Genomic DNA, 22,912 nt, shown 5'->3' with positions numbered 1-22,912 from the left:
CTCGTAAATCTAAATCCTATGCCTCGCGCTCGGCGTCGAGCCCTCACCGAAACAGGTCGAAGGCACCCGAGCGAAGCTCAAACGCATGGCCAACCGCCAGGTCCTCACCGAAGACAAACCCGGAGTATTCACTCTCGCCCAGAAAAGGACGTAATCTTCCGAACTGCCCTCTGAAGACCACCTTCAAAGCGCCCCGCAACGTCAGCCTCAACCCCTGGCGCATCAGTCAAATCGTCGCGGCCGGCCTCGTCGTCCTCCACATCGAACACGACCGGACCAACTGACACAGTCCGCGATCAGAAGCTCGCTCGGACAGAATCATTGAGGTCAGTGGCTCCGAGACCCGGGTTTATCCCGTCGTCACCCACGAGCGGACGGATGCTCGTTCGCGATTGCCACCCAGGCTATCAGAACCCACTTTTCATGATCCATGAGCAGTACATGAGTTATTGAATCGTTCCTCAAGGACCCAATTGCCACCCACCCGACCGCCCCCTGCAAGGTATCCAAAAATCCCTCGAACCCATACAGTTTCTTACCTTGCTCGACAGCGATTTCACCCCTGGTGCGGTAAGTGTTAACAACATGAGATGCGCGGACTATCGCGAATCGAATCCGCTGCCCGATCAGGGGGGCGACCTCGACCTGCATTCCGGACAATCCTGCCATCTCACGAAGGGCATCAGCCAACACTTCATCGACTACGCGCTCCTCATCCATGGATTGCACCCCCTACTTCTTAACGTACGTGATAGTGCTTCTGAACCTTCACGACACCCTGAATAAGCACTTCACTCTCCCCCCACTTATCCATCCCCATAAATGCCATATCAATGATGGGACCCGTTGTTCCGCGGCGCACCATCAAAACAACACCCCTACCCGAAAGGTTCCTCGCATGCCTCTCGGCCGTTGTCCTACTGGAGGTCCATGAGGTGTAGATACTTTCCGTATTGTTGTCGTTGTGAAGAACTGGGTCACTGTGACCACCCATCGGCGTCACCGTGCCACCGTGCTGCGCATTGTATGAACGATGGTTTTCGTCTACCCCGCGGAAGAACCACTCGCTTTCGTCTTCTGGAGGACCCTCGTCGCCGCAATTGTGCGTGAGGACCGGCGTATCACCGGCGAGTACATGGTACGTGTGGACGTGGCTGATGGTGAGGTTGTGGACGACGGCTCGCGGGACGGTCCTGCGGTGGATTGCGGTGATTTGTATCCAGGTGCCGGTGCTGGTGTGGAGCCATTGGCCGGGTTGGAGGTCGGTGGCGTCGGTCCACTGGTCGAGTTCGGGGACCCAGAAGGGGTGTCCGTCGGTGGCGGTGACCTGGGCGGTCTCCGGGCCGTGCTGGCCGTCGGTGTCGATGGTGATCTTCACCAGGTGTTTGACGCCGTCGCCGGTGATGGTGGCGGTGACGGTCTCGACGCTGGTGGTGCCGGTTTCGGGGTCGGTGGCGATGACCTTGTCACCGGGCTTGACGTCCTCGATCGGCGTGGTGGTGCCGTCGGCCATCAGGACCTTGGTGCCGGGGGTGAAGCTGTTGTTCAGCGGGCAACTGTCGGCGGGTTTGTCTCCTCCGCCGCTGGTGCCGCCGTTGGAGCGGGTGCTGGCGCCGGTGTTGCCGCCGGGTTTGGAGCTCGCCTTGCCGCTCCCGCCTCCTGCGCTGGTCCGGCCGCCGCCTCCGCTGCTGGTGGAGGCTTTGGGGTTGGTTTTGGCCTGGGCCTGTTTTTGGACGGGGTTGCCGGTCTTCTTCGACGCGTTGACAGCTTTGTTGCTGGTGGTGTTGGCCTTGTCTGCGGCTTTCTTCGCGAGGGCCTGGGCGGCGCGTTTCGCCCGCTCAGCGGCCGCCTTCTTCGCGTTCAACGCGACGGTCTCGGCGGCGCGGGCCGCCCGCAGCACCGCCTGGGCTGCCGTTTTCGCTTTCTGCCAGGCCCTGATCGCGGAGAAGGTGCGTTCGACGGCCTTGACGATCCGGCCGAACGCTTTGAACAGTTTGAAGGCGGGCACGAACTCGGTGACCAGATCGACACAGGACCACACGTCGCCGCCGAAGCAGCCCAGCGCGGCGTTGAGGCCGATGAACTCCTTCAACACGTCCCAGGCCACCGACAGGATGACCGACGTCATGGACCGGCCCGCGGCCGACCGGGCCTGGGCGACCTGCGCGGTGGACAGACCCGCCCCGGCCAACGCCGCCGCCCGCTCCGACGCGGTCAGGCTGATCGACAGACCCGACGGGTCGGCGTGGGTGACCGGGTTGTTGTGCGCGTACGCGTACCCGTTGGACTGCAACGGGTCCGCCACATCGAGGACCGGGTCGGCGGACAGGAACCGGCCCACCACCGGGTCGTACAGGCGGGCCCCCAACGGGGTGTAGCCGGACGCCTCATCCGGGACCGCGCCCAGGAACCCGGCCCGGGTCTTCAGATTCGTGGCCAGCACGTCGACCGCGCGGGGGTTACCGAACGGATCCCGTTTCAGGATCCGTACCGGCATCCCCGCCAGGGTCGAACCGACCTCCGCGTACGGGCTGCCCTGATGATCGGCCGCGACCGCCGCCAACTGGACCGACGCCGACCCGTAGGCGTACCGCAGCATGCCGCCACCCGGCACCGCGTAGCTACGCTGACTGTTGACGTTCACCCCACCAGCCGCCACCGTGACCACCGCGTCGGCCAGGTGCAGCGTCGCCCGCCGGTCCTGCACGGTCAGCAACCGCGCCCCGTCCGGACCGTAGACGTGCCGGGTCTCGTCCTGCGCCGACCACACCTGACCGGTCGCGGCAGCATCACACACGGCCAACACGACCGGCGTCGAGTTCACGGTCGCACCACCATCGACCGCCAGACACAGACCGGACCCGGTGTGCCGCAACTGCCCGACCACCGTACGGGTCAACCGCTGCGCCGCGGTGCCGTCACACGCACGCAACTGGACAGCCGACCCGGCCGTGTCCCCGTCCGGCTGGACACACCAGTCGTCGTACACCCGCAACGTGCCCAGATCGGCATCCGGCTGCCCGTCCACCACCGTGAACGACCACCGCTGCGCCGTCGTGCCGTTGCACTCGTACAACTGCACCTGCTGACCGGCAACCGCGAACCCCGCCTGCAGGTCCAGACACTTACCCACCACACCCACATAGGCGGTCCCGCCACCACCGCCCTGACCGGCGATCCGCTCCACCTGACCGTCGTAGGTCCAGGTCAGCTCCTGCACGTCACCGGAAGGCACCGACTGCACAGACCGCGTCTCACCGGTTGCCTCGTACAACCGCTCGGCCTCGGCCGTCACCTGCGCACCCGCCGGCGTCACATACTCCTTACGGACCGACGTCAACGTCCGCGGCTGCGACCCGTCCGCGCCGCCGTAGCCGTACGTCGTCGTCGCGTCCTTCCCGGTGTCACCACCGAGGTCCTTCTCCACCAGCTCCGACCGGTTACCGAGCAGGTCATAGGAGTACTCCTGCCAGTAGCCGGCCCCGTCCGGACCCGCCGCCACCGACGCGGCAGCCGGCGCCACCGCGCACGAGGTCTGGTCGGCAGCCGTCCACGCCCCGGTCAGCTGGCCCAGCGGGTCGTAGCCGAAACACTGCCGTTCCTGAATGCCGGCCGCGTGCTCCCGGATCGCGGTGACGTTACCGGCCGCGTCGTAGCCGTACGACCGGTGCGACACCAGGTTCCCGCCGACGATCGCCTGATCACCGGTCTGCTCCCGGAACACCCGCTGATCGGTCAACGCGCCACTGGCGTCGTCGTACGACGCCGTCGTCCACACCCGGTGCGGCTGCGCGCCCAACGTCGACCGGAGCACCTGCCCGTACGGCGAGTAGACCGTCTCCGCGCCGTACCAGTCCTGCCCGGACACCGACAGCGGCAACCCGTCGGCCGTGTACCGGACCAGCACCTGCTCGGCCGGCATCCGACCGACCGCCGGCAGGTCGACCGACGCCGGCAGCCCGGTGTCGGTGTACGCGTAGCCGTACGTGTAGGACTCCGCCAGACCCCACATGTCGGCGACCGACTGCGGCAACGTCAACGTCGTCGACGTCGGCTGGTAGTCGTCGGTGTAACCACCGACCTGCTGCGTGTACGCCAACCCGTCGGTGTAGCGGGTCGCGGCCGCCGGCAGCCCGATGCCACCCGGCGCGGTGTCGTAGCCGTACTCGGCCAGCAACGTCCCGCCCGGCCCGTCGAGCCGCTGCTGCGTCGGCCGGGACAGCTCGTCGTAACCGTTCCACACCGTCACGCCACGCGCGTTCGTCGAGGTCAGCGGCCGGTCCCGGTGGTCGTACGTCAGCGTCGTGCTGCCGGAGTCCGGGTCGTTGGCGGTGACGAGCCGGCCGCGCTGGTCGTAGCTCCAGGTCCACGGGCGGTCCGGGTCGGCGGAGTGGGTGGCCGACGCCAGCTGGCCGCGCGGGTGGTAGCCGTACCGCATGGTGGTGAACTCGGTGCGCGCGGCGTCGGTGAACGTGTCGACCCGGACGGTGCGGCCGATGGCGTCCGAGTAGGTCCGGTACGACGGCGAGCCAGCCGGGTTGATCACGGTGGAGTGGTCGGTGCCGTACTCGTAGCGGGTTGCCCGCTCCGGTGCTTCCGTGCCGCGCAGCACCGGCATCTCGGTGACGACCCGGCCGAGACCGTCGTAGGTGTAGCGGGTGGCGTTCGGCACGGCGGTGTCGGCGAGCGGGGTGAACAGCCCGCCGCTCGGTGCACCCTCGGCGTAGTAGGCGTTGTTGGTCTGCCACACCTCACCGGAGGTGTTGTAGAGCGTGTCGCTGATCAGCCGGCCGCCGCCGACGGCTTCCTGCTGGCTCTGCCGTTCCCGGCCGAGCCCGTCGTAGAGGGTGACGGCGGTTTCGACCCGGTTCTCGTGGCCGCGGCTGCGAGTGACCACGTACGGCGGTTTGCCGGCCGGCAGGTGGTATTCGGCGCTGAAGTCCGGGACCGCGCCGGCGGTCGGGGTCCGTCCGGGCGCCCAGACTTCGACGAGGCGACCGAGCGGGTCGTACGTCGACTGGCTGACGTGCCCGTTCGGGTCGGTGCTGCGTACGGCGACACCGCGACCCGGGTCGACCTCGACGGTCTGTTCGTGGCCGAGCGAGTTGCGTTCGACGACCTCGTAGGCCTGCCCGGTGGCCGGTTCAAAGGTGGTCGTCGAGGTCCTACCGTCCGGATCGGTGCGGGACACCACCCGGCCGATCGCGTCGAAGGCGACGGTGCCGTCGCTCTGGAAACCGGACCCGTCGGCCTTCAACGACCAGGAGCCGGTGACCAGGGCCCGGGTCGACGCGGCGAGGGCGGTGCCGTACGGCTGGCCGTCGTAGCCGACCCGGCTGGCCGAGCTGAGTGTGGTCAGGTCGTCGAAGTCGGCGTCCGCGCACAGCGTCGGGCTGGTCCGCAGCTGGCGGGTCATCCCGATGACGTGCTGGTCGGCCCGGTGCAGGTAGTCGACGTACGTGCAGGACTCGTCGCCGGGGCGGCCGGTGTCGCCTCGGGACTCGACGTGCGTGGGCAGCCCGTACATCGTCTCGTAGGTGGTGCGGGCTTCGACGACCCGTTGGGTGCGGGTGTCGTCGCCGGTCCCGGAGGATCGGGTGTACGTGATCTGCCGGGGTTCGGTGACCCGCCAGGCGCGTAGCGGGCTGAGCCCGTCGTCGCGGTCCCGCCGGGCGAGTTCGGTGGCGGCCGGCACGGTAATGCTGCGGGTCAGCCACGCCGCGTCGGCGTCGTCGGCGCTGGTGTAGGTGAGTTCCTCGGCGATCCGGCCGGCGAACGGCTCGGCGTCGGAGGCGATCAACACGCCGTCGATGTCGTGGACGTCGACGGTGTCGCCCAGGCCGCGGAAGTACCGGGTGACGGACTTGCTCCGGCGGCTGCCGATGGCCGGGTCGTCGTCGCCGGTGATCACGGTGACCTGGCCGAAGCCGGCGAACCGCGAGTAGGTGCGGGTGGACTTCTTGGTGAACTCCTGCTCGGTGAGTTTCCAGCCGGCGTCGGCGTAGGAGTACCGGGTGACGGTGGGGTAGGCACCGTCGACGGCGGGCAGTTCCTCGACGGTGTCGACGACGTACTTGTGGAACCAGTCGATGTCCTCGACTGCCGGGTCGGGGTGCCAGTAGGACGGATAGCAGAGCCGGGTGTTGGCCTTCAACGCGGCGGTGTCGTTCTTGCCGGGCAGGCCGGTGCCGGTGTCGCAGGCCCCGGTCGGCTGCTTGTACGTGACGATCGTTTCGCCGCCGTACTCGTTGATGACCCGGCCGATGCGCAGCCGGGAGAAGTTGGGCCGGTCGTCGCGGCGTACCCGGTTGGGCATGTCGTCGGGGTTGGCTTCGAACCGCACCGCGTTGAGGGCGATTTTGTCGTCGGGGTTCCCGCTACGGCCGTAGCCGGTGCGGGTGACCGACTCCAGCCACAGTGCCGTGTTGAGCCCGGTCCGCAGGATCGGGAAGGACTGCTTGAGCCGGTATTCGTCGACGGTCTGCAGTGCGGTGGAGCCGGGCTGCCGCTGCGCTGAGGTGGTGATCCGGTCCAGTCGTTTGCGGGTGAAGAACGCCGGGGAGGCGTTCCAGCACTTCTGCCCAGCGGTGCAGTGCAGGTCGGCCGGGGTGTCGTACCAGATCCGGTAGTTGCTCGGGTCGGTGCTGGTGAAGTTGGCTTCGGTGCAGGTCAGCGAGCCTTCAGCGAAGCAGCGTTCGGCGACGGTGAAGGAGACCCCGGCCAGCGGCGCGGCCGAGTAGACGCTGTCGGCGCGCTGGCCGTAGTCGATCCGGGTCAGGTAGCCGCCCCGGTCGTAGCGGACCGGGTCCTTGAAGTTGAAGTTGCGGGCGTAGTAGTTGATCTCCTTCGCCCACCACAGGCTCATCGCGTTGCCGTGGACGTCCTCGACGTAGTCGAGGGACCAGCGCCACGCCTGGGTGCAGGCCGACCCGGCCCAGTTGCCGACCTGGTAGCAGGGTTCACCCGGGTGGTTGCCGTAGACGGGGGCGGTGAGCACCGAGTTGGTCACCGGGTCGCCGGACGACCAGCCGGGCAGCCGGTGCCGACCGAACCAGTGCCGGGTGCCGTCGCGGGTGGTGACCACCCAGTACTCGCCGTCGGCGTCGCCGTTGGCCAGCCCGGAGTCCTTGAGTAGCTGCACCTTGGAGCCGTCGCCGTTGGCGGTGATCCAGGTTTGCTCGTCGTCGTCGAGGACAAGTTCGGTGGTCATCCCACCCAGCGACAGGGTGGCGTTGTTCGACCCCCAGCACAGGTCACCGGTGCGGTGGCTGGCGTTGTTGGAGCCGGCCTTCTTCGAGTCCTGCCGGCAGTTGGCGTAGCTGCGGGTGATCGACCCGGCGGCGTAGTCCCAGCCGTCGCCGATCCAGGAGGCCTGGTTGTTGGTGGCCGAGGTCCGCCCGTCCACCGACTGCGACGAGTACGACAGGTTGACCTGCGGCATCAGCCCGCCGGAGGTCTCCGGCACCTGCACCTGGTAGCCGTAGGTGAACGCGCCGGAGGAGGAACCGGCCGCCCAGGAGCCGGAGGAGAGCAGCGGGGTGGCGGTGTAGTCGCCGGCCGCTGACGCGCCGGTGTCCAGTACGCCGACCACACTCGACGACGTGGCGGACGTGGTGGCCCGGCCTGCTGCGGGCTCGCCCGCCAGCAGCGCGCTGACCGGGACGGTGCCGCGGACCACGCGCCGGGTCGACGCCACCGAGACCTGGCTCGGTGCCGGGGTGAACTCGCCGGTCCCGGTGATGCCGGCACCGCCGGCCTGTGGTCCGGCGCTGCGGCCGGTGCTGCCGTCGGCGGTGGCGCAGTCGCCACTGTCCGGGGCGTCGTAGACGCATTCGGGCAGCAGCAGGAAGCCGAACCGGTCGGCGGCCTGCGGCCCGTACAGGTCGGCGAAGGTGGTGTAGTCGACGGTCAGCGCGACCTCGGCGGCCGGGTCGGCGGTGGCCGGCGGGGTGATCTTCATGATCAGGCCGGCGACGCCGGCGGCCTGGGACGCCTCGGGGGCGGCGAGGCCGACAGCCCAGCTGCCGGCGAGATCGGCCGGGTCGCCATCGGACGGTACGCCGAGCGCGACCGGCAGGTCGTCGACCGGCAGCGTCTCACCAGCGGCCACACCGGTGAGGTCCACGGTGCCGTCGCCGGACTCCCACGGGGTGACGGCCTGCGGTTCGTACGGCACCACCGGTACCTCGTCGGCGGTGGTCAGGTCGGATTCGGCTGACTCGTCCTGGCCGACCCGTTCGGCGTCCGGGATGTCCGGCAGGTCGACCTCGATCGCTTCGCGACTCATTCCCGGGCCGGGTATCGCCCATGCCTGCGCGGGCAGGACCGTCACCACCATGACCGCCGTCAGCAGGAGCGTGCCGCCCCGGCTGGCAAGCCGTCGGCCGAGCCGGCGTGCTCTGGTACGGGTGGCTCGGTCACCGGCGGCTCGGCGGTCCAGCTGCCAGGACTGTGGACCGGTTCCACGCATGCGCGTCGACTCCCAGGCGCGAAGAGAAGGTGCGGACGGACCGCGAGAGCACACGCCGGGTGTGGGGCACGGTCGTGAGCACTCTGCGTCAAGTTGATCTGACACTCAAGTGAGCGGCAGGTTGACGGCAGGGATCTGAGTGAACTGCGTCACTGGTCAATCACGACCTGTGGTGGCAATCTGCACACAAGGCGTAGAGATCTTGAAATCGCAATACATGGATGAGTTGCCACTAGCAAAAGCTGACAAAGACTCGTATTCCGGCGCGGGTGGCGATGCGCACCAGTGGGATATATCAGGTTAATAACGTTAAAGAGGGGCGCGTCGACAGTGGTGTCCGTGCGATCGTGTGCGGACTTCTGCCCCGTGGCCGCCGAGCGGGCGCAGTGGTGTCCACATCGTCCCTGCCCACCGGGTCCCACGGGAGTAGACCGCAGTGACCGCGCCTCGCCTGCTCAGCCCATTCACGCGTACGCGCACCAGGCTCGCTCTGACCGTCGGTCTGCTGGTGGTCGCGCTCGTCGCCGCGACGCTGCCCTGGCTGCGGTCCACCATCGACCGGCTCGTCGCCCCGGACCCGGCACCGTCGGCTGGCCCGCTCGACGACTCAGCGGCCCTGGCTCAGGCCCGCCGCACCGGTGAGGAGGTGCTGATCGACACCGCGACGACCGCCACCTCACTCACCTGGGCCAGACCGGACGGGCAACTGCGTACCACCAGCCACGCCATCGCACAGCGGGCCCGCGACACCACCGGGCAGTGGGCGGAACTCGACACCACCCTCACCCGCACCGGTGCGGCCGACCAGGGCCGGGCCGACGGAGCCGGCCGCAGCCGGGTCACCGACGACGCCGACGGTCTCGGCGTACGGCCGGTCAACGCCCCGGCACCGGTCCGCTTCTCCAGCGGCGGAGCGGCCGCCGACCGGTACGCGGCAGCGGACAACCAGCCTGCCGACACCACCGACACCACTGACCGGGTGCTGGCCGAGCTGGACCTCGACGGTCACACCATCACGTACACCTGGCCCGGTCCGCTACCCGAGCCGGTGCTCGACGGCCCCCGGGCGCTCTACCCCGACGTGCTGCCCGGCGTCGACCTGCTGATGGTGGTACGCGACGACGGCGGCGTCGGCCAACTTCTGATCGTCAAGACGCCCGACGCGGCCACGGTGGACTCGGTCCGCCAGATCAACTACGGCCTGCGGTCGGCGACCGCTGTCTTCCAGCACGATCCGGTCACCGGCGGGGTCCGGATCCTCGACCCGGCCGACGACGAGGAGATCAGCTCCATCCCCACCCCGTTCGGCTGGGACTCCTCCGGACGCAACACGGACGACCCCGACTCGCCCCCGCGTACCTCGGTGGCCACCACGACCGACGTGCTGAGCCTGTCCGGCCTCAGCGGTGCCGAGCCGGGCTCCAAGGTCGGCCAACTGCCCAGCACACTCGACGGTGACGGCACCGGTGAGGCGCGGCTGCGGCTGGACGCGGCGGCCAGCGGACTGCTGGACGACCCCGATGCCCGGTTCCCGATCTTCCTCGATCCGACGATGCGCAGCACCACCCAAGCGTGGGCGACCATCTACAGCCAGCACCCGAATACCAACACCTGGAACGGCACCAACTTCAACAACGGCAGCACCGTCGCTCGGGTCGGCTACGAGGAGGAGACGCCGCTGCGCGCCCGCACCTTCTGGCGGATGGGATTCAACAGCAGCATCGAGGGCGCCACGGTCAGTTCGGCGAGTCTGCGGCTGCTGAACAACCATTCGTGGAGCTGCCAGGCCCGGGAGATGCGGCTGTGGCTCACCGGTGCGATCTCCTCCGGCACCACCTGGAAGAAGCAGCCGGACTGGATCTCCGAGCAGCAGCGTCGGTCGTTCGCGCATGGCTACAGCAACCAGTGCGCCGACGCGTACGTCAGCTTCGACGTGCAGCAGGGGGCCCAGGCCGGCGCGACCAACGGCTGGTCCCAGATCACCTTCGTCATGCGGGCCACCGATGAGGACGACACCCACACCTGGCGCAAGTTCCAGGTCAGTGCGACCGAGCTGACCGTGGTCTACAACCGCAGCCCCAACGAGCCGACCGCCGGCACCATCACACCCGGCGGAAACTGCGCCCCCGGGCCCGGCGGCGGCACCCTCGTCGCCCGGACCAACCTGGTGCTGGCCGCCACTGGTTCAGACCCGGACGGAAACCTGCGCGGGCTGCGCTTCCGCTTCTGGCCCACCGGCGGCACGGTGCCCGCCGGGACCCTCGTCACCAGCCTGAGCAGCGGCCGGGGCAGCGTGACGATCCCCGCCACCAGCCTGGTGGACGGCGTCACCTACTCCTGGGACGTCCGGTCTGAGGACACCGACGGTGCGACATCGTGGTACTTCCCGCCAGGTGATCAACCCTGTCGGATCACGATCGACGCCAGCGCGCCACCGGCTCCGGCCGTCACCAGCGACGTGTTCCTGGCCGCCACCCCGGACGGAGCGACCTGGGCAACGGTGAAGTTCGGCCAGACCGGTCCGGTCACCTTCACCGCCGCCGACGCCGCCCAGTTCAGCTACGCGCTCGGCGGGCGTGAGCTGACATACGTGACCGCCAACTCCGGCACGGCGACCGTGCCCGACCTGCGACCCCGACACTCCGGCCCGACCACCCTGCAGGTGTACGCGTACGACGCGGCCGGCAACCGGAGCGCCCGTACCGACCACACCTTCTACGTACCGCCTCGCGACACCGCCGACGGGCCGGGTGACACCGGCGGTGACGGACGACCCGATCTGACGATCATCGACGCCGACGGCAATCTGCGGACCTATCCCAGCGACACCGACGGAGCCCTGTACGGATCCCTGGCGGCGTCGTACAGCGTCGATGGCCAGCTCGACCCGGCTGGTCACTGGTACGACCCGGCGACCTCCCAGGTCGCGCTGCTCACCAAGTACGGCGACGCCTTCCCCGGCGACGGCGTGACCGATCTGTTCGTCCGCACCCCCGACGGCGGCTTCTGGATCTACCCCGGCGACGGGTACGGCAGCTTCGACGTCGACGACCGGATCCGGGTGCGGTTGCCGGCCGACGCACCGGACCCGGCCATCTGGACCCAGCTCAAGGCCGTCGGGGACATCACCGGGGACGGTCACCCCGACCTGGTCCTGCGGGCCGGCCCCGCATTCTGGACGTTGAGCGGCTACACCGGAGCCAGCTTCCAGCAGGCGACCCTGATGGAGGGCACCGCCTGGGCCCGGCGGGAAATCGTCAACGTGGCCGACATCGACCAGGACGGCACCCCGGACCTACTGTGGCGCGACTTGGACAACGGCAGAATGTCTGTGCGGCACGGCCTACCTGGCACCGTCGCTGGTAGCGTCGACCTGCACTCGTTGAAGTTGGCCATAAACTCCCGCGACGGTGACGTCTCCTTCGGCACCGGCTGGTCGGCCGCGAGCGTCGACCTGGTGATCGGCGTCCCCGACGTCAACGGCGACGGCATACCCGACATGTGGGCCCGGTGGACGTCGGACGGACAACTGCGGGTCTACCATCCCTCCACCTCCGCCGCAGGCACCGCCGTACAGGTTCTTTCAGATGCGGCCTATCCGGGCGTCAAGGGCCTCGGCTGACCGCCGCATCGTCGACGTCCGTTGCCGATCTGCAAGTCGAGCCGTTGATAGGGATCCGGGCGCAGCAGTAGTCGCAGCCGTTCGAGCACGGCGCATGGCGTAGCCGGCGGCGCGGGCACCGGCCCGGGCACGTTGCGGGTGTACGACGACTGGTGTGTCCAGCCGGACGGGGACACGGCCGGGTCGGCGGTCCAGCTGCGTGCGTGTGACGGCACCGCGGCGCAGCGGTTGACCCGTACGGTGGCCGGGCAGTTGCGGCACACCGGGTCCGGTCTGTGTCTGGCGGTCGATGGTGGTGCGACCGCGAACTCGACGCCGGTCGTGCTGGCCGTGTGTGATGCTGCCGCGACCGGTCAGGTGTGGTCGGCGCAGGACGAGACCCGGCACGTCTACGGTCCGGACGGGGCGCGGTTGCTGACCGTGCAGGACCGGCGGGCGACGCTGCACCTGGCCGACGCGGTGGTCACGGTGGCCGCTGGTGGGGTGAACGTCAACAGTCAGCGCAGCTACGCGGTGCCGGGTGGCAGCATGCTGCGGTACGCCTACGGGTCGGCGTCGGTCCAGTTGGCGGCGGTCGCGGCCGATCATCAGGGCAGCCCGTACGCGGAGGTCGGTTCGACCCTGTCGGGGATGCCGGTACGGATCCTGAAACGGGATCCGTTCGGTAACCCCCGCGCCGTCGACGTGCTGGCCACGAATCTGAAGACCCGGGCCGGGTTCCTCGGCGCGACCCCGGACGAGGCGTCCGGCTACACCCCGTTGGGGGCCCGCCTGTACGACCCGGTGGTGGGCCGGTTCCTGTCCGCCGACCCGGTCCTCGATGTGGCGGACCCGTTGCAGTCCAACGGCTACGCGTACGCGCACAACAACCCGGTCACCCACGCCGACCCGTCGGGTCTGTCGATCAGCCTGACCGCGTCGGAGCGGGCGGCGGCGTTGGCCGGTGCGGGTCTGTCCACCGCGCAGGTCGCCCAGGCCCGGTCGGCCGCGGGCCGGTCCATGACGTCGGTCATCCTGTCGGTGGCCTGGGACGTGCTCAAGGAGTTCATCGGCCTCAACGCCGCGCTGGGCTGCTTCGGCGGCGACGTGTGGTCCTGCGTCGACCTGGTCACCGAGTTCGTGCCCGCCTTCAAACTGTTCAAAGCGTTCGGCCGGATCGTCAAGGCCGTCGAACGCACCTTCTCCGCGATCAGGGCCTGGCAGAAAGCGAAAACGGCCGCCCAGGCGGTGCTGCGGGCGGCCCGCGCCGCCGAGACCGTCGCGTTGAACGCGAAGAAGGCCGCCGCCGAACGGGCCAAACGCGCCGCCCAGGCCGCCGCGAAGAAAGCCGCAGACAAGGCCAACACCACCAGCAGCAAAGCTGTCAACGCGTCGAAGAAGACCGGCAACCCCGTCCAGAAACAAGCCCAGGCCAAAACCAACCCCAAAGCCTCCACCAGCAGCGGAGGCGGCGGCCGGACCAGCGCAGGAGGCGGGAGCGGCAAGGCGAGCTCCAAACCCGGCGGCAACACCGGCGCCAGCTCACGCTCCAACGGCGGATCCAGCGGCGGAGGAGACAAACCCGCCGACAGTTGCCCGCTGAACAACAGCTTCACCCCCGGCACCAAGGTCCTGACGGCCGACGGCACCACCACGCCGATCGAGGACGTCAAGCCCGGTGACAAGGTCATCGCCACCGACCCCGAAACCGGCACCACCAGCGTCGAGACCGTCACCGCCACCATCACCGGCGACGGCGTCAAACACCTCGTCACCATCACCATCGACACCGACGGCCAACACGGCGACGAGGGCAGAGACCCAGACACCACCAACGGCCACAGCGACCCCGGTGTCGCCCAGATCACCGCCACCGACGGACACCCCTTCTGGGTCCCCGAACTCGACCAGTGGATCGACGCCACCCACCTCCAACCCGGCCAGTGGCTCCAGACGAGCTCCGGCACCTGGGTCCAGATCACCGCCATCCACCGCAGGACCGTCCCACACGCCACCGTCCACAACCTCACCATCAGCCGCGTCCACACGTACCATGTGATCGCCGGCAAAACCCCGGTCCTCGTCCACAACTGCGGCGATGCAGCGAAGCACAGCGTAGATAACCTTGCGGACTCGCTAGACGACAATGTCGTATTCCATTACACGTCCGAAGGCAATCACGCCAAAATCATGGACGGCGGTGTGGTAACTGCGAACGCAAAGGGCGTCACGTACTTCACAAGGGAGATGCTTAGCTCTAAGGAAACAAGCAACGCACTCTTCATGGGAAGGGGCGGGGACCGAGGAACCCACCTGATCGCGTTCAGGTTGCCCGCTGGGACTAAACTGGTGCCTGGCTCACAACCCAACGAGCTCATGCACACGGGGTCGTTCAGATTCACGCTCGATGACGTGGTTTTCCATGGCCCGAATCCATTCGGATGATGAGGAAGTATGTTCGAGATCAACAACATCGACGAGCTTTACGCACTTCAGAAGGGCTTGATGGAGATCCGCTTCAACGCGGCCGATGTGGATTGGGCGGTGAAAGGTAGCCCGTTCCTGAGTCACGTACATGAGCGGCTAGTTGAGACGATCATTGCGCATCACGAAGAAATTGGGGAGTCGCGGAAAGCGCAAGGTTGGCGTGATTGGCGTCGCTTTGAAGCGCGAGCAATGGAACGCCCTGCCGTACGCGATTACCTGGCCGAAATGTGGGGTGAGTTATCCACGCCGGAAGCCAAAAGAGAGGCTGTGGTCGATCAAATGCGCCCGTTCGTCTTCTCGGATGAGAACGTAACTGAAATGATCGCCGAAATTGAAGCAGAGTGGCGCAAGCGGTCGGCTCTTTGATTTCCAAACGTTCGATTGATCCGGAGTTGTGGAGCATCGGTGGACCACTCCATATGGTGCTGGTTCAGTGACTTTACGCGCCGGGGTGCATGGTTGTGCACCCCGGTTGCTGTCACGACTGATGTCAGGTATCCGGAGCGTATGCGAACGGATCGATGCGGATTTCAGGGCTTGGGTACCGAGATTGCGGCTGCTCGTTGGCACGGCGCGTAGCGGCGTGGCGTCGATCCCCGGAACCCGGCGCGTGGGTTGACCCGTGATGGGATCGTCACGGCCTTGATCGCTTCGACCGGGACGCATCGCCTGGCCGCCTTGGTCGTCGCGCGGCCCGGCGTAGCCGGGCCGCTCTGGCCACGAATCTGAAGACCCGGGCCGGGTTCCTGGGCGCGACCCCGGATGAGGCGTCCGGCTACACCCCGTTGGGGGCCCGCCTGTACGACCCGGTGGTGGGCCGGTTCCTGTCCGCCGACCCGGTCCTCGATGTGGCGGACCCGTTGCAGTCCAACGGCTACGCGTACGCGCACAACAACCCGGTCACCCACGCCGACCCGTCGGGTCTGTCGATCAGCCTGACCGCGTCGGAGCGGGCGGCGGCGTTGGCCGGTGCGGGTCTGTCCACCGCGCAGGTCGCCCAGGCCCGGTCGGCCGCGGGCCGGTCCATGACGTCGGTCATCCTGTCGGTGGCCTGGGACGTGCTCAAGGAGTTCATCGGCCTCAACGCCGCGCTGGGCTGCTTCGGCGGCGACGTGTGGTCCTGCGTCGACCTGGTCACCGAGTTCGTGCCCGCCTTCAAACTGTTCAAAGCGTTCGGCCGGATCGTCAAGGCCGTCGAACGCACCTTCTCCGCGATCAGGGCCTGGCAGAAAGCGAAAGCCGCCGCCCAGGCCGTCCTCAAAGCGGCCCGCGCCGCCGAAACCGCCGCGTTGAACGCGAAGAAGGCCGCCGCCGAACGGGCCAAACGCGCCGCCCAGGCCCTCGCGAAGAAAGCCGCAGACAAGGCCAACACCACCAGCAACAAAGCTGTCAACGCGTCGAAGAAGACCGGCAACCCCGTCCAGAAACAAGCCCAGGCCAAAACCAACCCCAAAGCCTCCACCAACAGCGGAGGCGGCGGCCGGACCAGCGCAGGAGGCGGGAGCGGCAAGGCGAGCTCCAAACCCGGCGGCAACACCGGCGCCAGCTCACGCTCCAACGGCGGCACCAGCGGCGGCGGCGGCGAAGGTAAAGTCGATGTAGCCCTTGGCTATCGCAAAGAGGGCACAAGTGCGTGGGCTGAGAAAAATGGGTTCATCCACTATAACAATCTCTCGGCTGATGAGTGGCGGGGTCCAGTTCTTAGTGCAATCGAAGATAGGAACGTTACTTTGCACGTGAACACCAAGGGTTTTGCTGGTGACTTCGAAACCATGGTCAACAACGGTCTACCCTGATTCTTCGTGGGTCTGACGCCGTTCGATGACCAGCGAGTCTGCATCGTTGGCGGTGGATGTATCGGCTCCGTTGGGTGTGGTTGTGGGCCGGCTGTCGCGCCGGTGGCGTGGTCTCCTGGGGTTCCTCCTGGTCGTCGGGGCGGTGGTGTGGGTGGTCAGGTGGCGGGCATGGGCATCCGGCGGATGATCTCGATGGCGGTGGCCAGGTCGGTGGCCCAGGGCCAGGTGTGGGGTAGGCGTAGCCACCGGTAGCGGCGGGCGCGGACCAGGCGTGCGGGGGTCTGGAAGATCCGGTAACGCAGTGTCTTGGGCTCGGCCTTGGCCAGGGCGCCGGTCAGCGCGTAGAGGCGCATCCACGCGGTGAGGTCCACGGCGATGGTGACGGCGGCGCACCAGGCCTTGTTGACCTGCCATTGTTTGGACGGCAGATGCCCGAGGCCGGTGTCCTTGGTGGTGCGTACGTCGTCTTCGACGCGGGCGTGTACGCGGTGACGGGCGTCGGCGCGTTGCACGGACAGGCCGTCCGGGCCGTGGGCGCCGGTGTTGGTGACGAACGCCGAGTACCGGTAGCCGCAGGTGTCGAACAGGGTGGCCTGTTCGTGGTCGAACAGCTTGCGCCGGCGCACGATGACCCGCATCGTCTTCGGCCACTTCAGGCCGGTCAGCCGCTCGCGGAGCAGGTCGGTGATCTCGGTGACCTGAAGGCCGTCGATGACCTCGCCGGTGGTGTTGGACAGGCACGGGACCCACCAGTCGTCGGGTCGGCGGTTGCATGCCGCCCGGACGTGTTCGTCGACGTCGAACCCGATCGAGTACGCCACTCGACGCCCACCGGTCTGGTCGAGGCTGTGCAGCCAGTCGATGAGCGTGTGTGAGGCGCCGGCACCGTCGGAGGTGATCAGCAGGTCGTCGCGTCGGTCGGCGGGTATCTGCGCGATGGCCTGGCGCAGGACCTCGATCAGATCGGCGGCGGTGTTCGCCCCGGCGTTGCCGGGGCGGGGCATCAGGGCGGCCAGTTCACCGGTGTTGTCGATCCACACGCCGAGGCTGTGGAACCCGAACGTCTTCTTGAACGTCGCCTCGGCGTGTTCCTTGCGGGAATGGGCCACGGTGATGGTGCCGTCCACCCGCAGCACGATCGTCTCGCCCATGCTCAGGCCACCGGCGTAGGTCGCCTCCGGCACGCCGGCCGGTAGCAGGCTCCACAGATGCGCGCGCGACTTCGCCCGCGCGGCGTCGATGCGGTGCAGACCGCTGTCGCTGATCTCACCCAGCGCGCGCAGGGCGGTGGTGTCCGAGGCCACCGGCCCGAACAACGCGGCCTGGGCCCGTAGCGCCTCGATGTCGTACACGTCTGTCCCGCCAGCGGCGATCGAACACGCGATGTCAGTCAGGACCCGGCCCCGGTCATGGACCGGATCGAATCCCGGCCTGGCTAGCACGGTGGAGATGCCCGCCGTCAGGCCGGTGCGGTCGGCGAGCATGCGTAGGCCCGCCACCCCGACCATCGCCACCACCCCGTCACCGTCGGCGGTGACACGCAGGTCCTTCGACCATCCGGTAAGCTCACGCACGTCGGAAGTGCCTCCTCGCTAGAGATCCTGGTAGATGTCGCAATCACCATTTTCCCTTGCCTGGCAGGCACTTCCGCGTTTCCGGGCCTCACGAAACCGTTACAAGATCACGACCCCGTGAATATCCAGGGTCTAAAGCGTGGGGGCGTGGCGCCGCATGCTACCGAGGAGGAGATGGCTTGGATCGCGAGGGCGGTGTCAACTAAGCGGAGAGATTGAGGTCTATTCACAGGCGATCCTGTAGAAGTGCAGCCCGATGACACAGGAGATCGTTTCCGTGAAGGTCGCGAGCGGTCTGCGGTAGTCGGTGTGCAGGATTCTCCAGGTCTTCAGGTTTGCGATGACCTGTTCGACGACCCAGCGGATTTTGTTGACCTGCCTGTTGTATTCCTTCTGCCACTCTGTGAGCTCGCCGCCCTTGGGCTTCTTGTACGGAGTGATCATGCCGTTGCCGACGTAGCCCTTGTCGCCGATCCAGTCTCCGGGATTCAGGCTGACGAGAACACCGGTGTCGTTGATCGCGTACGAGTCGTGGTGGTTGCCGGTGACGGGATCGGAGACCCAGGCGAGCGCGCCGTCGAGGGTACAGGCGACCTGGACGCTCATGCCCGTGGTCTTGTGCTTGCCGGAGTACAGACAGCGGTCCGTGCGCCATGACCAGCAGGGGAACAGAGTGCCGTCGACGATGTACTGGGCGGTCGGGTCGAGCTCGTCGGCGGTCGGCACGAACCCCGCCAGCACGCGGTCGAGGACCGGGGTGATGGCGGTGACCGCCCGTGAGATCGTCGACTGGGAGACGCCGTGCGCCTCGGCGATCTCCGCTTGGACACGGTTACGACGCATGTAGGTCAACGCGACCACGAGGGCACGGTAGAGGCCGAGGACCGGGGGCCACGGTTCCATGCCCAGGTTCCGGCATTCGGCGCGGACCAGCACGCAGAGGTCGCGAATCTGATCGGTCGTGAAGCCGGTGGTATGATACATGCTCGGCGGTCCGCTTTCTTTGGTTGTTGTGTGGAAACTCCATCCTATGGGAGGGCGGGCCGTCTCATTCATCGGGGGGTCCACTGTGGGTTACTGGACCCTGCTGAATAAGCCTCATTGGAGTACTGTGAAGTTCTATGGCGAGGGAGGAGTTAGAATCGCCGTCCCTGAGCCTGACTGGGATTCTATGAATCTCCCCAAGTTCTGGTTCGCGACCGACGACTAGCTATCCAATTCTCGAACCTATCTATTCACAGAAATGGGATTTGATGAAATGAGTGAAGAAACTAGCGATCTCCTGGGCGGTGGCTTGTATCCAGAAATTACCAAAGAAGGCGACCTGGCCTCAGTTATGGCTTCCCTGGCGACCCGCAGTGGGATCAATCTCGGCGTGATTTCGGCAAGGCCTGGGGCTGGCGGGCGTGTAACCGCTGAGGTTGCCTCCGATAAGGGCTCTTTGCTGGTGCAACTAGGAGCTGAGTCGCGTTGGTTCTTCGTGACATTGATAGCTGGCGGTCGCGTATGGGCATCCGGTGGGTCAGTCGACCTTATCGACATTATCCGAGTGGCTGAATTGTGGCGAATGGGTGTCGGAGTCGAAGGATTGCTATCACAATATCCATTCATGGTTGCCGGTGAATTGGCGCTAGAATTCGACCAAGGCGACCCAGTTGCTGTGCAATGGAAAAGTTTGTTATCTGATCCCGACCTGGTCGACCTGCGGCCGCTCTTGTTGGCTGCGCACAAAAATCACCTACTCACTCACCGCTTTCCTTATGTGACTCACTTAACGATGCTGCGCATCATGCGGGATCATCGAGATCGCGCGGCAGGGGAGGTGTGGATTACCTGGACATCTGGAATTTTCCGCGTTGAGGATCCCCGTAAAGACCGGACCTCGACGGCGCTCACGGCCGAAGAGGCTGTTCTAGTTGCGGCATCCCTTATCTAGTTCGGAGTGTCAAGCTAGCGGCCCTGGCTCACATACACTGACCTAACTTTGGCCGGTTTGCCGGCTTTCGGTAGATCGACGTGGCTGATGGTTATCTCGTAGGTAAATCGCGGGTACGTTGTGTTCTTCGTTGTCGTTGGTGCGGGGTCCGGTGCGGGTGCGGATGGGTCGGTTGAGGGGTTGGGCGGCGATCGCGGTGAGTAGTGCGGTTGTGGGGTCGGGGTCGTGGCGTCCGCAGTTGACGCAGGGTGCTGGGTTCTGGCTGGCGAGGTGGGCGCGGGTCAGGGCGAGGACGGTGGCGAAGCTGACCGCGTCGGGGTCGATGTTCAGGTCGACGGCGGTGGTCACGGCGAGTCGGACGAGGGCGTTGTAGACGGTCAGTAGCGCCCAGAGTTCCTGGTGGGCCAGTTCGGGGGTCTGTCCGCGTGGTCGGGCGCCGGGTTCCCGCAGGGTGGTCTTCAGTCGTCCGTAGGTGAGTTCGATCTGCCATCGTTCGGCGTAGAGCGCGGCGAGGGCGGTGGCGGGGTGACGGTGGTGGTCGAGCAGGGTGGTCAGGACGCGGTAGCGGCTGTGGGTGGTGCGGCCGGCGCGGTCGCGGGTGGTGACGGTGAACTCGACCAGACGGGCGAGTGTCGGACGGAGTCGGGGCAGACCCCGGTCGGCGCGGGTGGTGCGGCGGCGGGACAGCATCGCGTCGGACTCGGCGAGTTGCACGAGCGCGGAGCCGTCCGGGAGGACCTCGACCAGGCGGGCGGGCAGGCTCCGCGCGCCGTTCTTGACTCGCCACAGCAGGTGCGCCCCGGTGGCGGCCGCCCGCGTCCAGCGGTCCATGGAGAAGAAGCCCCGGTCGGCGAGGTTGATGGTGCCGGGTTGGAGTTCGCCGATCAGGTCGTCGGCGAGGGCCTGTTCGCTGGTCCCGGAGGAGGCGATACGGGCGGCGAGGATCCAGCGGATGCCGCAGGCGACCAGGGCGACCATCCGGGCTTGCGGGAACCGGCCGCCGGTCGGGGTGGTGAACCCGGCCCGTGTCCGCGCCGTGTCGGCCAGGTCGAACACGGTGCCGTCGATCGCGGTGACCAGCAGACCGAACGCGTACGACTCGGGCCCGAACGTCGGTGTGGACCGGGCGCCGGTGGTGAACACCCGCTGGTGCACCGCCGCGGGGAGTCTGCCCCGGGCCTTCGACACCGCCGCGGCGGTCGGGGTGCCCTCCACCGGGTCCGGGGGATCCGTGAGGTCACCCGTGCGGTCACCACCGATGTGCTCTCCCGCCGGAACAGGCACAGCCCGAGCACGATCATCACCGTGACCGCCCCGGTCAGCACCCGCCGCCGCGCGTCGACGTGCCCAACCGTGGCCCGCGCCCGGCCGATGTGTGCGGCATCGGCCAGGATCGGCCACAACCGGCCGGTCACCTGCTCGTCGAGGGTCCCGATACCAGCCGGACCGGCGATCACTGCCGTCCGCAGCGACTCCCGCTGACCGGCGGCCTGTCGCACCGCACCGGTCGACACCATGGCAGAATCCGACACCGAAGCTCCTGGTTGGAACATGTTGATCTAGTCAATCCATGTCCTACCAGGAGCTTCTGCACGTCTCACACCCGACCCCACACCTAGCTCGGAACCCGCACCATTGCCCACAAAACGACCACAAGTTTAGGTCAGTGGTGTGGAAGCTGGAGGATCGCCGCTGCCGCGACCGGGGTATGGATCAGGGCCTGTGCGTGGACCTTCAGGGCGGGTACGGTCGGGGTAGCCGACCCGACGGCCATGTCAGCTGGGGTGCCCCGGCCCGCTATCCAGGAGGTTAGCGACGGTATGCCTGAGAAGGTGAGCACGGTTGGTGCGCGGATTCGGTACTGGCGGATGCGTCGGGGCGGGATGAGCCAAGGGGTCCTCGCTGGCTTGGCCGGCGTCAGCCAGTCGTACATTTCGCAGTTGGAGTCGGGACACAAGAGCATCGACCGTCGCTCCACCTTGGTCGCTATCGCGAGTGCTCTTCAGGTCACCGTGGCTGACCTTCTTGGTCAGGGCACCGAGTCGGGGGATCCGGCACGGGAGCGGGCGGGGGCGTGCGTTCCGGGGATCTGGTCGGCGCTGATCGAGATCGAGGACGGCGAGCGGCAGCCAGTCGCCGGCAGCGCTGAAGGGCTTGCCGCCCGGATCGCTCGTGCTGACCAGCTCAGGGCGAGTGCGAACTACCCGGCGATGGCACCGATGCTGCCCGGGTTGCTGCACGCTGCCGCCGCTGTCGGTGGGACCACGCTCGCCCATGTCGCCTATCTGACCTCGACCTGCCTGCGGAACCTCGGCTACCGGCATCTCGCGTTGAACGCCGCCCGGATCGCGGTGACGGCCGCCGAGGACGTCGCGGATCCGGCCTGGATCGGTGCGGCGCGGTTCGCGTACACCCAGAGTCTGCCGATCGAGTCCGCTGCGCTCGCGGCGCGAGCCGCCGACCGGTCGCTCGCCGAGGTGCAGGCCGACGCCGCTGATGAGCGAGTACGGCAGATGCTCGGTCAGCTGCACCTTACGGCCGCACTGACCTGCGCTGTCAGTGGTCGGGTGGACAACGCTCGTGATCACCTGGCGGAGGCGGCCAGGGACGCGGCGAGCCTCGGGGATCCAGCCGACGGCGCGGGCTTCAACGGCTGCGGCTTCGGGCCGACCAACGTCGGCCTCTGGGAAATGTCGATCGCCGCCGAGCTGGGCGAACACGGCCGCGTCATCGAACTGTCCCGTACGGTGCGTCCTCATGCCCTCGTCGCCGCCATCCGTCACCAGTCCTACTGGCTGGACCTGGGTCGTGCGCTGTCCGCCGGTGGGCGACGCGACGCCGAGGCGCTGGCGGCGTTCGTCCAGGCCGAGCGGGCCGCGCCGGCACCGTTCGCGTTGAACCCACTCGCCCGCGAGGCGGTGGTTGCCATCGCGCACCGGACCCAGCGTCGTGCGGTCCCCGACGACCTACGGATGCTTGCTGGCCGGCTCGGAATAAACCTGTAGCCATAACCGGTAGTAATAGATCAACTACGAGGCACTCTTACTG

General features: G+C 67.4%; 9 protein-coding genes and 3 pseudogenes. 7 read left to right on the top strand and 5 right to left on the bottom strand.

Features of this window, described 5'->3' with window-relative positions; all coding sequences use genetic code 11:
• Positions 1-170: 170 nt before the first annotated feature.
• Positions 171-284, top strand: a pseudogene (locus tag O7553_RS22445) (IS5/IS1182 family transposase); the annotation flags it as partial.
• Positions 285-360: 76 nt separating this feature from the next.
• On the opposite strand, the gene O7553_RS22440 reads toward O7553_RS22445, so the two are convergent.
• Together O7553_RS22440 and O7553_RS22435 are read right to left on the bottom strand one after the other, a co-directional pair.
• The gene (locus O7553_RS22440; RefSeq protein ID WP_281551649.1) at positions 361-720 is read right to left on the bottom strand and encodes a hypothetical protein; all 360 of its coding nucleotides are present in this window, start codon (positions 718-720) and stop codon (positions 361-363) included.
• A gap of 19 nt (positions 721-739) precedes the next feature.
• On the bottom strand, positions 740-8,470 hold the full coding sequence (locus O7553_RS22435; RefSeq protein WP_281551648.1) for a ricin-type beta-trefoil lectin domain protein: 7,731 nt from the start codon (positions 8,468-8,470) through the stop codon (positions 740-742).
• Between the two features lie 436 nt (positions 8,471-8,906).
• Here O7553_RS22435 and O7553_RS22430 point away from each other — a divergent pair, with 436 nt between their 5' ends.
• From O7553_RS22430 to O7553_RS22415, 4 genes and pseudogenes are all read left to right on the top strand, one after another.
• Complete coding sequence (locus O7553_RS22430; protein WP_281551647.1) at positions 8,907-12,092, top strand: FG-GAP-like repeat-containing protein; 3,186 nt, start codon at positions 8,907-8,909, stop codon at positions 12,090-12,092.
• A 126-nt stretch (positions 12,093-12,218) separates the two neighbouring features.
• A pseudogene (locus tag O7553_RS22425) lies at positions 12,219-14,516 on the top strand (RHS repeat-associated core domain-containing protein); the annotation flags it as partial.
• Positions 14,517-14,525: 9 nt separating this feature from the next.
• Entirely contained in the window at positions 14,526-14,924 is a 399-nt protein-coding gene (locus tag O7553_RS22420; protein ID WP_281551646.1) for a hypothetical protein, read from the top strand.
• 356 nt (positions 14,925-15,280) lie between these two features.
• Positions 15,281-16,132, top strand: a pseudogene (locus tag O7553_RS22415) (RHS repeat-associated core domain-containing protein); the annotation flags it as partial.
• A 377-nt stretch (positions 16,133-16,509) separates the two neighbouring features.
• Here the strand turns inward: O7553_RS22415 and O7553_RS22410 are convergent.
• Both O7553_RS22410 and O7553_RS22405 read right to left on the bottom strand, forming a co-directional pair.
• Positions 16,510-17,928, bottom strand: coding sequence for an IS1380 family transposase (locus tag O7553_RS22410; RefSeq protein WP_281551068.1), 1,419 nt, complete (start codon positions 17,926-17,928; stop codon positions 16,510-16,512).
• 222 nt (positions 17,929-18,150) lie between these two features.
• Positions 18,151-18,984, bottom strand: a complete 834-nt coding sequence (locus O7553_RS22405) for a transposase family protein (protein WP_281551645.1) — start codon at positions 18,982-18,984, stop codon at positions 18,151-18,153.
• Between the two features lie 187 nt (positions 18,985-19,171).
• Here O7553_RS22405 and O7553_RS22400 point away from each other — a divergent pair, with 187 nt between their 5' ends.
• On the top strand, positions 19,172-19,864 hold the full coding sequence (locus tag O7553_RS22400) for a hypothetical protein (RefSeq protein WP_281551644.1): 693 nt from the start codon (positions 19,172-19,174) through the stop codon (positions 19,862-19,864).
• Positions 19,865-19,906: 42 nt separating this feature from the next.
• On the opposite strand, the gene O7553_RS22395 is transcribed toward O7553_RS22400, so the two are convergent.
• Positions 19,907-21,148: an IS4 family transposase gene (locus O7553_RS22395; RefSeq protein ID WP_281551643.1), complete on the bottom strand. Its 1,242-nt coding sequence runs from the start codon at positions 21,146-21,148 to the stop codon at positions 19,907-19,909.
• Between the two features lie 536 nt (positions 21,149-21,684).
• Here O7553_RS22395 and O7553_RS22390 point away from each other — a divergent pair.
• Complete coding sequence (locus O7553_RS22390; RefSeq protein WP_281551642.1) at positions 21,685-22,869, top strand: helix-turn-helix transcriptional regulator; 1,185 nt, start codon at positions 21,685-21,687, stop codon at positions 22,867-22,869.
• Positions 22,870-22,912 lie beyond the last annotated feature (43 nt).

Origin of the sequence: Solwaraspora sp. WMMA2059 (genome assembly GCF_027497315.1) — a bacterium.
GTDB lineage: Bacteria > Actinomycetota > Actinomycetes > Mycobacteriales > Micromonosporaceae > Micromonospora_E.
The sequence above is the reverse complement of the archived record's forward strand: the minus strand, read 5'-3'. Positions and strand labels throughout refer to the sequence as shown.

What these genes read in the sequence shown, in the direction of transcription:
- O7553_RS22435 (WP_281551648.1), bottom strand. Translation starts at nt 8,470, where the DNA reads ATGCGTGGAACCGGTCCACAGTCCTGGCAGCTGGACCGCCGAGCCGCC.
- O7553_RS22420 (WP_281551646.1), top strand. Translation starts at nt 14,526, where the DNA reads ATGTTCGAGATCAACAACATCGACGAGCTTTACGCACTTCAGAAGGGC.
- O7553_RS22390 (WP_281551642.1), top strand. Translation starts at nt 21,685, where the DNA reads ATGCCTGAGAAGGTGAGCACGGTTGGTGCGCGGATTCGGTACTGGCGG.
- O7553_RS22405 (WP_281551645.1), bottom strand. Translation starts at nt 18,984, where the DNA reads ATGAATGAGACGGCCCGCCCTCCCATAGGATGGAGTTTCCACACAACA.
- O7553_RS22440 (WP_281551649.1), bottom strand. Translation starts at nt 720, where the DNA reads ATGGATGAGGAGCGCGTAGTCGATGAAGTGTTGGCTGATGCCCTTCGT.
- O7553_RS22400 (WP_281551644.1), top strand. Translation starts at nt 19,172, where the DNA reads ATGGGATTTGATGAAATGAGTGAAGAAACTAGCGATCTCCTGGGCGGT.